We start from the raw sequence: 14,357 nt of genomic DNA, 5'->3' as shown, positions 1-14,357 counted from the left end.
AAGCCTCCTTTGATCGCCACTCGGCTAAACAGACAGGGCAAGAGCGTGTTTAACCCCAAGGCCCGGCTTGACCGCGTCTCCGAGCCTGGGAAGCGGCACTCTGGTGACCGGGCCGGCCGGCGGGGCTCGAGGCGCTTCCGTGCTGCGCCGCCATTGCCCGAAGCGCGGCCACCCGGTTCTCGGTCGCGGGATGCGTCGCGAAGAGATTGTCGTGCTTATGCGCGTGCAGCGGGTTGATGATGAACATATGTGCTGTCGCCGGGTTGCGCTCGGCCGCGTGGTTGTCGATCCGGGCGGCGCCCAAGGCAATCTTCTCCAGCGCCGAGGCCAGCCAAAGCGGCTGGCCGCAGATCTCGGCTCCAGCTTTGTCGGCGGCATATTCCCGCGTCCGGCTGATGGCCATTTGCACCAGCGCCGCCGCCATGGGGGCGAGAAACATCATCAGGAGTGTGCCGATGAGCCCCATCCGCTCCCGCGATCCGCCGAAAAAGAGCGCGAAATTGGCCAGCATCGAAATCGCCCCGGCGAAGGTCGCAGTGACGGTCATGATCGCGGTGTCGTGGTTGCGGATATGTGCCAACTCGTGGGCGACTACTCCGGCCAGTTCCTCCCGCGACAGGCTGCGCACGAGGCCAGAGGTCACCGCGACAGCGGCATTTGCGGGATTGCGGCCGGTGGCAAAGGCATTGGGCTGCGGCGTGTCGATCAGATAGACCTTGGGCACGGGAAGGTTCGCATTCCGCGCAAGCTTGGCGGTCAAGGCGTGAAGGCCCATCCGGTCGCCGGGGGGCACCGGCTGGGCATTGTGCATGCGCAGGACCAGGCGGTCCGAGTTCCACCAGGTGAAGGCGTTCATTGCCGCCGCGACGGCAAGCGCAATCACCGCGCCGCCGGAGCCGCCGATCAGATAGCCCACGCCCGTGAAGAGCGCAGTCATCGCTGCCATCAGCATCGCTGTCTTCACATAGCCCATCCTAGCCTCCCAAACTGCACATCAGGGTACTGAGGGAAATATGGGGAGGCCGCGGAGCTGTGCAAGAATGCGGCGGCACGCGCACCGGTAAACCGGACATTCTGGAAGCCGTGACTGAACAGCGCTCAGGGCCGTTCATGCCGAATGGCCTAGACTGGCAAAATCACGTTCGAACGGCAGCAGAGAGCGAAGCGCGAAGGCTTCTAAGAAAAGCGGGGCCCTCCAGATGCTTGGTCCCAGCTGGTGGTTTCCAGAAGCTGCAACCGGAGCATGGCCTTGCACTGTGCCTGCCATGCTCAAAGCACGCTGGCCCACAATTCAGGCGTCCCGCTCCAGGATCCATTCGACCTCCGGTGCGGCGACGAAGCGCCATTTCCTCAGCGGCCCGGCCATCACGTTGAGGTAGTACATCTCAAATCCGTAAGGCGCGCCGCAAGGGTGGTGGCCGCGCGGCACCAGCACCACGTCGCCATCGGCCACTGCCATCGTCTCATCGAGCTGGCCGTCGTCGGTGTAGACCCGCTGGATGCCAAAGCCGTTCGCCGGGTTCAGGCGGTGGTAATAGGTCTCCTCCAAATAGGTGATCCGGGGGAAGTCGTCCTCGTCGTGGCGGTGGCTTGGGTAAGACGACCAGTGGCCCGCGGGGGTGAAGACCTCGGTCACCAGCAGGCTGTCGCAGTAGTCCTCCGCTTCCATCGCGATGTTGTTGATGTAGCGGGTGTTGCTGCCCTTGCCGCGCTCGGTGAGGGTGATGCCCTCCGGCCCGATCCGGCGCGCCGCGTGGCCGCCCTTGCCCGGGGCGGAGCAGACGGCGATGGTGCAATCGGTGGTGGCCTCTGCCTTCCACTCCGTGCCGTTCGGCAGATAGAGGCAATGCGGCGGGGTCTTCTCGAAGACGTTCATCCGCTCGCCCAGCTCGCCCCAGTCCCGGCCGGCGCCAGTAAACTTGGCCTTGCCTTCGACCATCACCAGGATCACCTCGCGGTCCCCGGTTGCCTCCGCCACCGTGTCGCCCGGCCGCAGGCGGTGCAGGGCAAAGCCCACGTAACGCCAGCCTGCGCTTTCAGGGGTGATGCGATGCACCTCGCCGTGGGTGCCGAAGGGTTTTCTCAGCAAGTCGCTCATGCCCTGCCTCCTGGTTCTCGCAACAGTTTCAAGCCTCTACCGCCAGCCCGTAGCGGCTGCACAGATCCCGGATGGTTTGGTAGCCCAGCTTCGAGGCTTCATAGGGCGAAACCTTGGCCGGGTCCTGTTCGGCCTCAACCACGATCCAGCCGGTGTAGTCCATCCCTTTCAGCTTTTCAGTCACCGCAGCAAAGTCGATCGAGCCCTCGGCATCGCCCGGAACCGTGAAGGCGCCCGCGATCACTGCATCGAGAAAGGACCAGTTCTCCGCCCGTGCCTGCGCCGCAATCTCCGCCCGCAAATCCTTGTAATGCACGTGGCGGATGCGGTCCCCCCATTTGTCGAGCGTCCCGAGGAGATCACCACCGCCAAACACCAGGTGTCCGGTGTCATAGAGCAGCGTCACCTCCGGGCTGCTGGCCTCCATCAGCCAGTCGATATCCTCCTGATCCTCGATGAAGGCGCCCATGTGGTGGTGGTAGGCCAAGGGCAGCCCCTTATCCGTCATCCACTTCGCCAGCTCCGAGAGTTTCAAGGCATAGCCATGGACCTCTTCGCGGCTCAGCTTGGGGCGGTTGTTCACGGGCGTCGCACGATCGCCCTGCACGGTGTTCGAACATTCCGCATAGACCAGGCAGGGTGCGCCGAGGGCGGCGAATTGTTCCACCTGTTCGCGGATCGCGGCCTTCTCGGCCTCCACGTCGTTCACCAGCAGGCTGCCGGAGCACCAGCCGCCGCAGAGAGAAATGCCGTATTCATTCAGATATTTCCGAAGGCCCTCGGTGTCCTGCGGCATGCGGCGGCCGCGTTCGACGCCAGTATAGCCGATCCCGCGCGCCTCGCTCAGTGCCTGCTCCATGGTGAAGGCTGCGGTCAGATCCGGCAGGTCGTCGTTCTGCCAGGCGATGGGGGAAATGCCGATCTTGACGCTCATTGGGGGTGTCTTTCTGCTGCGGCGCGTCTTGCGCCTGGTGTCACATACAAATGGGGCCCCGGGGCGCGGGAGAAGACACCCCGGGGGCGGGAACCGGGCTTTAATTCAGCGCCCGGGCCCTGATCTGCTTCTCGTACTCGGCGCGTTTGGCACGCACCTCCTCACGGGTGGAGACCTCGGGCACCGCCACGTCCCACCAATGGCCGCCATCGGGGGTGGAGGGGTACGGGTCGGTGCCGATCACCACCACAAAAGGCCCAGTGGCGGTCTTGGCCCGGCTCAGCGCCTCTTCCAGCTCCGCGATCGAGGAGACATGCACCGCCGCCGCGCCCATCGCAGCCGCATGGGCGGCAAAGTCGATGTTCGACGGATTCACGTGGAGCGCATGGTCGAGGAGATTGTTGAACTCCGCCCCGCCGGTGCCCATCTGCAGCCGGTTGATGCAGCCGTACCCGCGGTTGTCGGTGAGCACCACGGTGACGTCGACACCGAGCATCGCCGCCGTTGCCAGTTCGGAATTGGCCATCATGTAGCTGCCATCGCCGATCATGCAGACCACGTCGCGGCTGGGGTCGGCCATCTTGATGCCGATGGCGCCCGCGATTTCATAGCCCATGCAGGAATAGCCGTACTCCATGTGGTAAGCACCGGGGCGCGGGGCTTTCCACAGCTTGTGCAGCTCGCCAGGCATGGTGCCCGCGGCGCACATCACCACGGTACCGGGGCCGGACGCACGCTGCACCGCGCCGATCACCTGCTGGTCGGTGGGCAGCCGGTTGTCGTCCCGCGGGGCGTCGGTGAGCGGGTCGACAGCGGCAAACCAGACCTCTTTCAGGCTCGGCAGGGGCGGCTCGAAGACGTGACCGCCCAGCGCCTCGCCCAGCCTCTCCAGCCCGACCAGCGCGTCGCAGCACAAGGGCTCCGCCCCGTGTTTCATCGCGTCATAGGCCGCAACGTTGAGCGAGACCAGCTTGCGCGCGGGGTTCTGGAACAGCGCCCAAGAGCCGGTGGTAAAGTCCTGGAACCGTGTCCCTACGCCCAGCACCAGATCCGCATCGCGGCAAACCGTGTTGGCAGAGCCGGCGCCGGTCACTCCCACGGGGCCGAGGTTCAGCGGGTGGTCCCAAGCCAGAGCGGACTTCCCCGCCTGGCTTTCGACCACGGGGATCTGATGCGTCTCGGCAAAGCCCTGCAATGCGCCGCAAGCTCCGGCATAATGCACCCCGCCGCCGGCGACGATCACCGGGCGTTTGGCATCACGCAGCATGGCCGCGACCCGCTCCAGCTCCACCGGATCGGGATGCGGCCGGCGGATGCGCCAGGTCCTGGGCTCGAAGAAGGCTTCCGGCCAGTCGTACGCCTCTGCCTGCACGTCCTGGCAGAAGGCCAGCGTCACCGGGCCGCAATCCACGGGGTCGGTCATGGTTCGGAAGGCGCGCGGCAGCGCGGTCAAGAGTTGCTCGGGCCGGGTGATGCGGTCGAAATAGCGGCTGACCGGTTTGAAGCAGTCATTGACGCTGACGGTGCCGTCGCCGAAGTCCTCTATTTGCTGCAGCACGGGGTCTGGGCCGCGGCCTGCAAAGACATCGCCGGGGATTAGCAGCAGCGGCAGCCGGTTCACATGCGCGAGCGCTGCGGCCGTCACCATGTTGGTGGCACCCGGCCCGATGGAGGAGGTGACCGCCATCGCCCGCCTGCGCGCCGACTGCTTGGCATAAGCGATGGCGGCATGGGCCATGGTCTGCTCGTTGTGGCCCCGGTAGGTTTGGAAGCTCTCGCGCTCCGCATGAAGCGCCTCGCCAAGGCCCGCCACGTTGCCGTGGCCGAAGATCGCCCAGATGCCGGCGAGGAAAGGCTCGCCGTCCTCGTTCAGTTGCGCGGCGAGGTATTTCACCATCGCCTGCGCGGCGGTCAGACGGAGTGTCGTCATTCTGCAGCCTTTCCCACGCTTGCCCGCGCCTCGTCCCAGATGTGGCAAAGACGGGCGTAGTTGTCCTTCATCCGCGCCACGGCGCCCGCATCATCCAGGCGCCCGGCAAACCAGTCTCGCGCCGCCTGGCCGAAGATCGTGCGGCCCACCGCAAAGCCCTTCACCAGCGGGAAGCGGACGGCGAGCGCAAAGCTCTCGCGCAGCTCTGCCTCCGGCGCGTCGAGGCCAAGCACGACAATGCCACGGGTGCGCTTGTCATTGCGTTCGATCGCCTCGCAGCTTGCGGCCCAGGCGGCCTCGGTGCGGAAGGGTTCCAGCTTCCACCAGTCGGGGTAGATACCCGCATCGTAGATCCGCTGGATCACCGCCGGGGTGGTGGTCTCATCCACCGGACCCACCTTCGAGGGGATGACCTCCAGCAGGAACTCGAGCCCGTTGCGGCGGCAGGACTGGAACAGGCGGCGCAGGGTTGCGATCTGCTCTTCCCACATCGCCGCGTCATCCTGCGGGTGCGGGAAGCAGAGGCATTTGACCACGTGATCCGCCGGCCATTCCTTCAGCCCGCCGCAATCCTCGCCCACTTGCGGCTCCAGCCGCAGGGGGCGCGAGCCAGGCCATTCCACCGGGCGGCCGATCCACAGCCCCTGCCCCGCCGCCGCATAGAGCGCGCGTTTGCCGAGGCGGCCGTCGCAGAGAATGCCGTGACCGCCCTGCCCCGTGGCCTTTGCCGCCGCCGCTTGCAGGCAGAGGTCCTTGAATGCGCCGATCCGCTCCGGTGTTGCGCCCTCCATCTCCTCCATCTGGCTGCGGTGATCGAAAGCAAAGACGCGGATGTCGTTCCAATCGCCCTTGCGGGTGGTTGACCAGTGCAGCTGCTCCAGCTCCGGGTCCTTGCGCAGCGCCTTCTCACGCACCCCGCGGGAGAGAAAAAACTGCAGTTCCTCCCAGGTTGGATAGGCCGGCGTGCAGCCATGGCGGCTGACCGCGAAAGCACCGCAGGCATTGGCGTATTTCAGCGCTGTGGGCCAGTCTTCGCCATCAAGCCAGCCTTTCAGGAGGCCCGACATGAAGCCATCGCCCGCGCCCAGCACGTTGAAGACCTCGATGGGAAAGCCCTCGCCGGTTTCTCCGGTATCAAGACCGTCGGGAATTTCACCGGTGAAGGCCACCGCGCCAGCCGCGCCGCGTTTGCAGACCAGTGTGGCGCCGGAGACTTGACGCACCGCGCGCAACGCGGCCACCGTATCGGTGGTGCCGCCGGCGATGTGGAACTCCTCCTCGGTGCCGACGATCAGGTCGAAGAGGTGCAGCGTGGATTGCAGCTTGGCGGTCACCGCCTCGGAGGCGATGAAGCGGTTCTCGCCATCGCCATGCCCCGACAGCCCCCAGAGGTTCGGCCGGTAGTCGATGTCGAGCGCCGTCTGCGCGCCGTGTTTGCGGGCGAGCTCCAGCGCCTTCAGTACCGCGGCCTCGGTGCGGGGGTTGCTGAGGTGGGTGCCGGTGGCCACCACTGCCCGGGCACGGGCGATGAAACCCTCGTCCACGTCATCCGCGCTCAGGGCCATGTCGGCGCAGTTCTCGCGGTAGAAGATCAGCGGGAACTGCTCTTCGTCCCGGATGCCGAGCAGCACCAAAGCCGTCAGCCGCTCCGGGTCGGTGAGGACACCGGTGACATCAACCCCTTCCTTCACCAGCTCCTCGCGCAGGAAGCGGCCCATGTGCTCGTCGCCGACTTTGGTGAGCAGCGCCGAGCGCAGCCCCAGCCGGGCGGTGCCGGTGGCCATGTTGGTGGGTGAGCCGCCCACGTATTTCTCGAAACTGCGCATGTCTTCCAGGCGGCCGCCCACCTGCGCGCCGTAGAGGTCCACCGACGAACGCCCGATGGTGATGAGATCCAGATCCTTCGCCATCAGACAGTGCCCTCCAGCGAGCCTTCGAGCTGGGCCAATTCCTGCCCGCCCGCCATCAGGTCCTGCAGTTCCTCGGGGGTGATCTCGCCGCGCTTGGCAGTGCCCAGCGTCTTGCCGCGGTTAAGCACCGTGAAGCGGTCGCCCACGGCCAGGGCGTGGCGCACGTTGTGGCTGATGAAGACCACGCCGACGCCCTGCTTGCGCACCCGGTCGATGGTGGCAAGCACGTTGGAGGTCTGCCGCACCCCCAGCGCCGAGGTCGGCTCGTCCAGGATCAGCACCCGCGCACCGAAGTAGACCGCACGGGCAATCGCCACAGTCTGGCGCTCGCCCCCCGAAAGCGTGCCGACCGCCTGATCGGGGCCGCGCAGGTTGATGCCCATCTTGCGCATCTCTTCCACGGTGGTCGTGTTCATCATCTCGATGTCCATCCGGCGGAAGGGCTTGCGGCCCTTGACCGGCTCGCGCCCCATGAAGAAGTTGCGCGTCACGCTCATCAGAGGGATCATCGCAAGATCCTGGAACACGGTGGCAATCCCCGCTTCCATCGCGTCGCGGGGGCTGTCGAAGTTCATCGGCTGCCCGTCGATTGTGATGCTGCCCTTGGTGGGCTTGTGGACGCCCGACATGGTCTTGATGAAGGTCGACTTCCCCGCGCCATTGTCGCCCAGCAGGCAGTGGCATTCACCCGGTTTCACCTCGAAGCTGACACCGGCCAGCGCGATGATGTTGCCGAAGTGCTTTTCGATGTCTTTCATTTCGATGATCGGCTTGGTTTCGCCTTGCGGATCACCATGGTGGAACTTCGTGTCCTGGGTCATCTCAACGCTCCCCCGTCACGCGCTTGCGGATGTAGTTATTGAAGAGCACCGCGATCAGCAGCATGCCGCCCAGGAAGATCTGGAACCAGTCCTGGTCGAAATCGGTGTAGGTGAGGCCGATGGTCACCATGCCGAAGATGATGGCGCCGAAGAAGGCCCCGATGGCCGATCCGTAGCCGCCGGTCAGCAGGCAGCCGCCGATCACCGCGGCGATGATGGCCTCGAATTCCTTCATGAAGCCGCGGCGGGCATCGGTGGAGCCTGCGTCCATCACCGTGATGATTGCCACCAGCGCACCGCACATCGCCGTTACCATGAACAGCGAGACCTTGACCTTGCGCACCGGCACACCGGAGTTGGAGGCCGCGTCGCGGTCACCGCCGGAGGCAAAAATCCAGTTGCCCTGCGGGGTGCGCAGCAGCACGTAGGTTGCCACCAGCGCGAGCGCCACGAACCACAGGATCTCGACGGGGATGCCGCGCACCTTGGGGGCACCGCTCTTGAAGGTTTCGATCAGGCCGGCCTCGGCCAGCCAGGTAAAGACCACGCCGAAGGCATCGCCGGAGAACAAGGGCGCCAGCCAGTCGCCCTCGACCGCGTCGCGCACGCCGCGCAGCTGGGTGGAGCCGCCAGAGGCAAGCTTCAGCCCGACCAGCGAGGCACCGCGCAGGATGAACAGGAAGGCCAGCGTCACGATAAAGGACGGCAGCCCGGTCTTCAGCACGATCGTCCCGTTCAGCGCGCCCAGCCCGGCCGCCACCGCCATGGTCAGCGGAATGGCGAGGATCAAGGGCAGTCCGAGCGTCACCACGCAAGCGCCGAAGATGAGGCCCGCAAAGGCCACCATCGAGCCGATCGACAGGTCGAACTCGCCGCCGATCATCAGGAGCGCCGCGCCGATGGCGAGAATGCCGAGCTGCGCCGCGGGGGTCATGAAGTTCATGATGCCCGACAACGTGAACATGGCGCTGTCGGCGGTGGCGAGAAAGAAGGCCGTCACGAGGATCACACCGGCGATCGCGCCAAGCTCCGGGCGTTTCATCAGCCGGGCGCCGAGCCCTTCCTTCTTCAGACGTTCGTCCTGAACGATTTGGGCCGTGTCGGCCATGACGTGCTCCTCCTTGAGATACAGCGGGGCCGCGGCGCAGCGGTGCACGCCACGGCCCCCAATCGTGTTCAGCTTTTCGCTTCAGTGGCTTAGCGGATGCCCTGCGCGCTCAGCTCGACCACCTGGGACGCCTTGTCCTTGGTGATGAGGTTCGGGCCCGACGGCACGTTGCCGCCCGGGATCAGACCGAACTTGGCGTTGAGCGCGAGGAAGGCCACCGGCAGGTAGCCCTGCAAGAACTGCTGCTGGTCGATCGCGAAGGCCGCGTTGCCCGCCGCAACGCTTTCCAGGAAGCTTGCGGAGAGATCGAAGGTCGCCACGTTGACTTCGCCGGTGCGCCCAACAGCTTCCACCGCGCGCACGGACGGTTCGCCCACCAGCGACGCGCCGAGCCCCATGATTGTGTCGATGTCCGGGTTGGCTTCCAGAGCGGCCTTCACCTTGGCTTCCACCTCGGCCGGGTCGTTCTGGGTCGGGATAACCTCGACGGAGCCGCCGAACCCGTCGGCAAAGCCTTCGCAGCGCAGGTCGAGCGCCACATTGCCGACCTCCTGGTTGACGCAGATGCCGATCTCGCCGCCCATCTCCGCCAGCTTCTCGCCTGCGGCCTGGCCAGCGGTATATTCATCCTGGCCGACATGCAGCAGTGCGCCGAGGTCCTTGGAGACGTCGGAGCCGGAGTTCATCGAGATCACCGGGATGCCCGCATCCACCGCACGCTTGATCGAGGGCGCCAGCGCATCGGCGTCAGGAATGGAAACCACCAGCCCGTCGGGCTCCTGGTTCACGGCGGCATCGATCAGCTGGCTCATCTGCACCATGTCGAAGGTCTCCGGCGATCGGAAGTCGACGCTGGCACCGGTGTCCTCGGCCGCCTTTTCGACGCCGTTCTTCACCACCGACCAAAACGGGTCGTTCGCCTGGCCATGCGCCACCACGATGATCTCCTGCGCGAGCGCCGGGGCCGCGATGGCCATGCCTGCGGCGACTGCCGCCGTTTTAAAGAATGTGTTCAATGTTTCCTCCCTTGTGCAATGACCGGAAGCCCGGCCCCGGGCACCGCAGCCCTGTTTCAGCCAGCTGGCGGCACCCTATCCCTGTCCGGCCTCCCGCCGGTGGACGCGGCTCGGGGTCGAATCGCCCCCATGGAACATTTATTCCATTTCCCATTCAATCCGTCAAGGTTCGCAGCGCTGCGCGCCAGCCAGAACCGCCAGTGCGGTGGTGAGCGTAATGGAAGCGTTGAGCGACCGGAAACCGGCCACCTCATCCTCCCGCACGACCAGCACCTCAGCGGCAAATTCGAACAGCGGGCATTTTTCCGAATCCGTCAGGCCGAAGACCTTCACACCGCGCTCATGCGCCGCTTTGGCGAGCGCGATGGTCTCCTCCGAGAAAGGCGCGAAGGTCACTGCGAAGAGGGCGTCCTGCGGCGCCAGCAGCGGGGCGCTGTCCAGATGGCCCGCATCCGAATGCAGCACCGCGGGCACGTCCAGTTTGCCCAGCAAATAAGCCAGATTGCTGACCACCGCAAAGGCCCGCCGCATGCCCGCCAGGTGCACTATCCGGGCCCCAGCCAACCCATCAGCAACTCTCATAAGCCCTTCATTTGCAACGGAGTTCCCAATTCCTATCAGGGACTTATGGCCCGCTTCGGCAAACTCCGCCAGCAGCTGCCCGCTGTTGCGCGCGGCCTCCGGGCTGAGGCTTGCCAGGCGCTGCTCGTAGTCCGGGCGGAAGCTGGTGTACCGCTCCCTGAACAAGGCCTGCATTTCCGAATAGCCGGAAAAACCGATGGCCTGGCAGAACCGCATATAGACCGATGGCGCCACGCCGGAGGCCTTCGCCATGTCCGACACGGTCGAGACCGCGATCAGATGCAGGTGCCGCCGGGTGAACTCGGCGCATTGGTTCAGCCGCTTCGGCAGTGACCCGATCATCTCATCCAGCCGCTCGATCGCCGCAGTAACCGTCGCCGGCGCGGCTGGCTCTCCGCTGTTTCCGCTCATTCGAAACCCTCTTGCTTGACAGGTCCATCTTAATCCCTCATCACCAAATATGGAATGAAAATTCCACCAGGGAGGAAATCGTGATTCTACGTCTAGGTCTGATCGGCACAGGGTTCATGGGCAAGGCCCATGCGCTTGCTTACCGTTCCGCGGGCGCCGTCTTTGGCGGCCTGCCGGAGGTCCGGCTGTCGATGCTGTGCGACACCCCGGAGCCGGAGGCGCGGAAATACGCCGCCCAGTTCGGTTTCGAGACCGCTACCGCCGACTGGCGGGCGCTGGTGGCCTCGCGGGAAGTCGATATCGTCTCGGTCACCACGCCAAACGGGCTGCACAAGGAAATGGCGCTGGCCGCGATTGCGGCGGGCAAGCATGTGCATTGCGAAAAGCCCCTGGCGCTCACGCTGGAGGACGCGCAGGAGATGGAAGCCGCCGCGCGCGCCGCCGGGGTGCGGACGATGGCGGGCTACAATTACATCCACAACCCGGCAATCAGCCATGCCCGCGCGCTGATCGCTGAAGGCGTGATCGGCCGCGTGGTGCATTTCCGCGGCAAAGTGGACGAGGATTACCAGGCCGACCCGAACCTGCCCTGGACCTGGCGCGCCAAGCGCGCGGACGCAGGCCTCGGCGCGCTGGGGGATCTCGGCTGCCACCTGGTGTCCATGTCGCAGGTGCTGATGGGCGGCATCGAAAGCCTCATCGCGGACACCCAGATCATCCACGAAACCCGCCCCCTGCCGGACGGCGCCGGACGCGGCACGGTGGAGAACGAGGACACCGCTTCCGCCCTTGTCCGCTACAAGACCGGCGCGCAGGGCACGCTTTGCACCTCGCGTTCAGCCTGGGGGCGCAAGAACACGCTCGACTGGGAGGTGCATGGCACCAAGGGCATGATCACCTTCGCCCAGGAGCGGCTGAACGAGCTCAAGCTCTTCACAAACGACGGCCCTCGGGCGCAGCAGGGCTTCCGAACCATCCTGACCGGGCCGGAGCACGCGCCCTATAGCGCCTTCTGCCCCGCGCCCGGCCACCAGCTTGGCTTTGGCGACCTGAAGACGATCGAGGCCGCCGCCTTCCTGCGCGCGATTGCCGCCGGGCAGGACACGTTCCCCAATTTCACCGATGCGCTTGAGATCGAGCGCGTCATCCACGCTATCGACACTTCGGCCCGCGAAGGCCGCCGCGTCACTCTCTGATCATTCCGGGAAAGGAAAACGCTCATGAAAGTCGCACTTTTCGGCGCAGGCCGCATTGGCAAGGTCCATGCCGCCTCGATCAAGACGGACCCGCGCTCCCAGCTGGTGGCCGTCACCGACGTGATGCAGGACGCCGCCGAGGCGCTGGCCCGCGAACACGGCATCGCGGTCCGCTCGCCCGAGGAAATTCTCGCGGATGCCAGCATCGACGCCATCCTCATCGCCTCCTCCACCAACACCCACGCTGAGCTGATCGAGGCGGGTGTGAAGGCAGGCAAGGCGATCTTCTGCGAGAAACCCATCGACCTGTCGCTGGAGCGCGCGCTGCAGATCCGCAGAACCGCCGCCGGGCACGACAAGCCGATGATGATGGGTTTCAACCGCCGGTTCGACCCGAATTTCGCTGCGCTCAAGGCCGCGCTTGATGCCGGTGAAGTGGGCAAGGGCGAATTGCTTGCCATCACCTCTTATGACCCGGCGCCGCCTCCGGTAAGCTACATCAAGGTCTCCGGCGGGCTTTACCGGGACATGATGATCCATGATTTTGACATGTGCGCCTTCCTCTTTGGCATGCCGCAGTCAGTTATGGCGCATGGTTCCTGCCTGGTCGATCCCGAGATCGGCGCTGCGGGCGACATCGACACTGCCGTGGTGGTGCTGACCTACGCCGATGGGCGCATCGCCACCATCCGCAACTCCCGCCGCGCGCCCTATGGTTATGACCAGCGGGTGGAGGTTCTTGGATCGGAAGGGACCTTGGCGGCGGAGAACGAACTGGAAAACACCGTGGTGAAGTCCACCACCGCCGGTACGGTCTCGGCCAAGCCGGTCTATTTCTTCCTCGAACGCTACATGCGTGCATATGCGGTTGAATGGTCCGCCTTCGTCGATGCGGTTGCTGAAGGCAAGCCGGTTCCCGCCTCGATCCAGGACGGGGTAAATGCGCTGGCATTGGCCGAGGCCGCGAACCGCTCTTTGTCGGAGGGACGGCCAGTAGAGATCACCTCTGACCTCACGGGGGCGTGACAATGGGTTTCACCCTTGCCGCCTGCGCGGAGATGCTGTGGCGTGACAAGCCGATCGAGTGGCGCTGTGCACGGCTGAAGGAGATGGGGTTTCACGTCGGCCTGTGGAACTGGCCGGATCATGACTTGGCCAAGCTGGAGGCCTCCGGTGCCACCTTCTCAATCATGAACGGGTACCTTGAAGGGCGTCTGGCCGACGATGAGGGCGCGGCGATGCTGCTATCCTCGGCCCGGGAGACCGCGCTGGTGGGCAAGCGCCTCGGCGTCGCGCGGCTGAACCTGCACGGCACCGGCCTTGGCGATGGCGGCAGGCCAAAGAAGGCGGAAGCCACCACTCCGCTCAAATGGGTAAAGGCGCTGGACACGCTGAACCGGATCTGTGACCTGGCCGCGGAGCTGGATGTGGTCTTCACGCTGGAAAACCTCAACCTGCCGGTGGATCACGCGGGCGTGCCCTTTGCCCGCGCGGAAGAAACCCTCGCGCTGGTCTCCGCCATCGACCGGCCCGAGCTGAGGTTAAACTTGGATCTCTACCACGCGCAGATCGGCGAAGGGAATCTGATCGAACTATGCCGGGCCTGCTTGCCCTGGACCGGGGAAATCCAAGTCGCCGATGTGCCCGGCCGCTGTGAACCGGGCACGGGGGAGATCAACTATGCCGGTATCGCCCGCGCGCTTGCTGCTATGGGATACTCTGGCCCGGTTGGGATGGAGGCATTTGCTTCTGGCGATGAGGAAGCAGCGCTTCTTGCCTTCAAGACTGCATTCTCCGTTTGAATCCACCTTCGAACACCCAATTCGCTTCAGGCCGCAACAGATCGTGCTCTGGCCTGCAATGCTTGCAGCCAGGCCCGTTATTGAGACGGATGGGAGAAGGCTCCGTGGAAACAGAACGACCTGCAGTTATCGGAATTGCCCTGATGCGCCCTAAGCTGAGGAACCAAGAGCTGCTCTATATCCGACGGAAAACGGCCGGGCGCGCCGAATGGCAAGACCCCGGCGCCGCGCTTCCGGCGCGCCAGGTGCAATGACACTTCAGCAGTTTCCCGATGGACCAACCAGGATCTGCGCAAATACCCCCTTGTCGCTCCACCGCTTCCAACTGTTGTGCAGGGTCTTGTGCGGGCCGCATACCTTGGGGGAATCCTGCCACCGTAATCCACTGCGATTGATAAAAGTAGTTCCACTCAGGACACGCCGGTCACCGGCGCGGGGCTTGCCGTGGGAGTTCGGAAAATAGGGTTCAAGGCGCGCCATCTGCGCGTCGCACAGCCGGTAGAGGCCAGACGTGCCACCGCTCGATTTTGGAACGATGGTTCATGCCGG

General features: G+C 65.1%; 12 protein-coding genes and 1 pseudogene. 3 read left to right on the top strand and 10 right to left on the bottom strand.

Annotation, left to right across the window (positions count from 1 at the left end; all coding sequences use genetic code 11):
- Nucleotides 1–49 precede the first annotated feature (49 nt).
- From htpX to ACOHWE_RS13805, 9 genes are all read right to left on the bottom strand, one after another.
- Nucleotides 50–973 carry a zinc metalloprotease HtpX gene (htpX, locus tag ACOHWE_RS13845; RefSeq protein ID WP_420667196.1) on the bottom strand — a complete coding sequence of 308 codons (924 nt, stop codon included), beginning with the start codon at nucleotides 971–973 and terminating at the stop codon, nucleotides 50–52.
- 318 nt (nucleotides 974–1,291) lie between these two features.
- Nucleotides 1,292–2,098 carry a 5-deoxy-glucuronate isomerase gene (gene iolB, locus ACOHWE_RS13840; RefSeq protein WP_420667195.1) on the bottom strand — a complete coding sequence of 269 codons (807 nt, stop codon included), beginning with the start codon at nucleotides 2,096–2,098 and terminating at the stop codon, nucleotides 1,292–1,294.
- A gap of 28 nt (nucleotides 2,099–2,126) precedes the next feature.
- Nucleotides 2,127–3,032, bottom strand: a complete 906-nt coding sequence (gene iolE / locus ACOHWE_RS13835) for a myo-inosose-2 dehydratase (protein WP_420667194.1) — start codon at nucleotides 3,030–3,032, stop codon at nucleotides 2,127–2,129.
- A 100-nt stretch (nucleotides 3,033–3,132) separates the two neighbouring features.
- A complete protein-coding gene (iolD, locus tag ACOHWE_RS13830; RefSeq protein WP_420667192.1) occupies nucleotides 3,133–4,962 on the bottom strand; it encodes a 3D-(3,5/4)-trihydroxycyclohexane-1,2-dione acylhydrolase (decyclizing) in 1,830 nt (609 codons plus the stop codon).
- Nucleotides 4,959–6,872 carry a bifunctional 5-dehydro-2-deoxygluconokinase/5-dehydro-2-deoxyphosphogluconate aldolase gene (locus ACOHWE_RS13825; RefSeq protein ID WP_420667191.1) on the bottom strand — a complete coding sequence of 638 codons (1,914 nt, stop codon included), beginning with the start codon at nucleotides 6,870–6,872 and terminating at the stop codon, nucleotides 4,959–4,961. The genes iolD and ACOHWE_RS13825 overlap by 4 nt, the downstream gene beginning before the upstream one ends.
- Nucleotides 6,872–7,693 (bottom strand): ATP-binding cassette domain-containing protein, encoded by an 822-nt coding sequence (locus tag ACOHWE_RS13820; protein WP_420667189.1) that lies wholly within the window; start codon nucleotides 7,691–7,693, stop codon nucleotides 6,872–6,874. Before ACOHWE_RS13820 ends, ACOHWE_RS13825 begins: the two co-directional genes overlap by 1 nt.
- 1 nt (nucleotide 7,694) lies before the next feature.
- A complete protein-coding gene (locus ACOHWE_RS13815) occupies nucleotides 7,695–8,801 on the bottom strand; it encodes an ABC transporter permease (protein ID WP_420667187.1) in 1,107 nt (368 codons plus the stop codon).
- A gap of 89 nt (nucleotides 8,802–8,890) precedes the next feature.
- Nucleotides 8,891–9,817, bottom strand: a complete 927-nt coding sequence (locus ACOHWE_RS13810; RefSeq protein ID WP_420667185.1) for a sugar ABC transporter substrate-binding protein — start codon at nucleotides 9,815–9,817, stop codon at nucleotides 8,891–8,893.
- Between the two features lie 162 nt (nucleotides 9,818–9,979).
- Complete coding sequence (locus tag ACOHWE_RS13805; protein ID WP_420667184.1) at nucleotides 9,980–10,810, bottom strand: MurR/RpiR family transcriptional regulator; 831 nt, start codon at nucleotides 10,808–10,810, stop codon at nucleotides 9,980–9,982.
- Between the two features lie 80 nt (nucleotides 10,811–10,890).
- On the opposite strand from ACOHWE_RS13805, the gene ACOHWE_RS13800 reads away from it, so the two are divergent.
- Genes ACOHWE_RS13800 through ACOHWE_RS13790 form a run of 3 tightly spaced genes read left to right on the top strand, consistent with a single transcriptional unit; the run spans nucleotide 10,891 to nucleotide 13,808 of the window.
- On the top strand, nucleotides 10,891–12,006 hold the full coding sequence (locus ACOHWE_RS13800; protein ID WP_420667182.1) for a Gfo/Idh/MocA family protein: 1,116 nt from the start codon (nucleotides 10,891–10,893) through the stop codon (nucleotides 12,004–12,006).
- A gap of 24 nt (nucleotides 12,007–12,030) precedes the next feature.
- Nucleotides 12,031–13,032 carry an inositol 2-dehydrogenase gene (gene iolG / locus ACOHWE_RS13795; protein WP_420667181.1) on the top strand — a complete coding sequence of 334 codons (1,002 nt, stop codon included), beginning with the start codon at nucleotides 12,031–12,033 and terminating at the stop codon, nucleotides 13,030–13,032.
- A gap of 2 nt (nucleotides 13,033–13,034) precedes the next feature.
- Nucleotides 13,035–13,808 (top strand): TIM barrel protein, encoded by a 774-nt coding sequence (locus ACOHWE_RS13790; RefSeq protein ID WP_420667179.1) that lies wholly within the window; start codon nucleotides 13,035–13,037, stop codon nucleotides 13,806–13,808.
- Between the two features lie 276 nt (nucleotides 13,809–14,084).
- On the opposite strand, the pseudogene ACOHWE_RS13785 reads toward ACOHWE_RS13790, so the two are convergent.
- Nucleotides 14,085–14,345, bottom strand: a pseudogene (locus ACOHWE_RS13785) (transposase); the annotation flags it as partial.
- Between the last annotated feature and the right edge of the window lie 12 nt (nucleotides 14,346–14,357).

The sequence above is a fragment of the Cribrihabitans neustonicus genome (genome assembly GCF_048820895.1).
Taxonomy (GTDB): Bacteria; Pseudomonadota; Alphaproteobacteria; order Rhodobacterales; family Rhodobacteraceae; genus Cribrihabitans_A; species Cribrihabitans_A neustonicus.
This window is presented reverse-complemented; position numbering and strand designations above follow the sequence as displayed.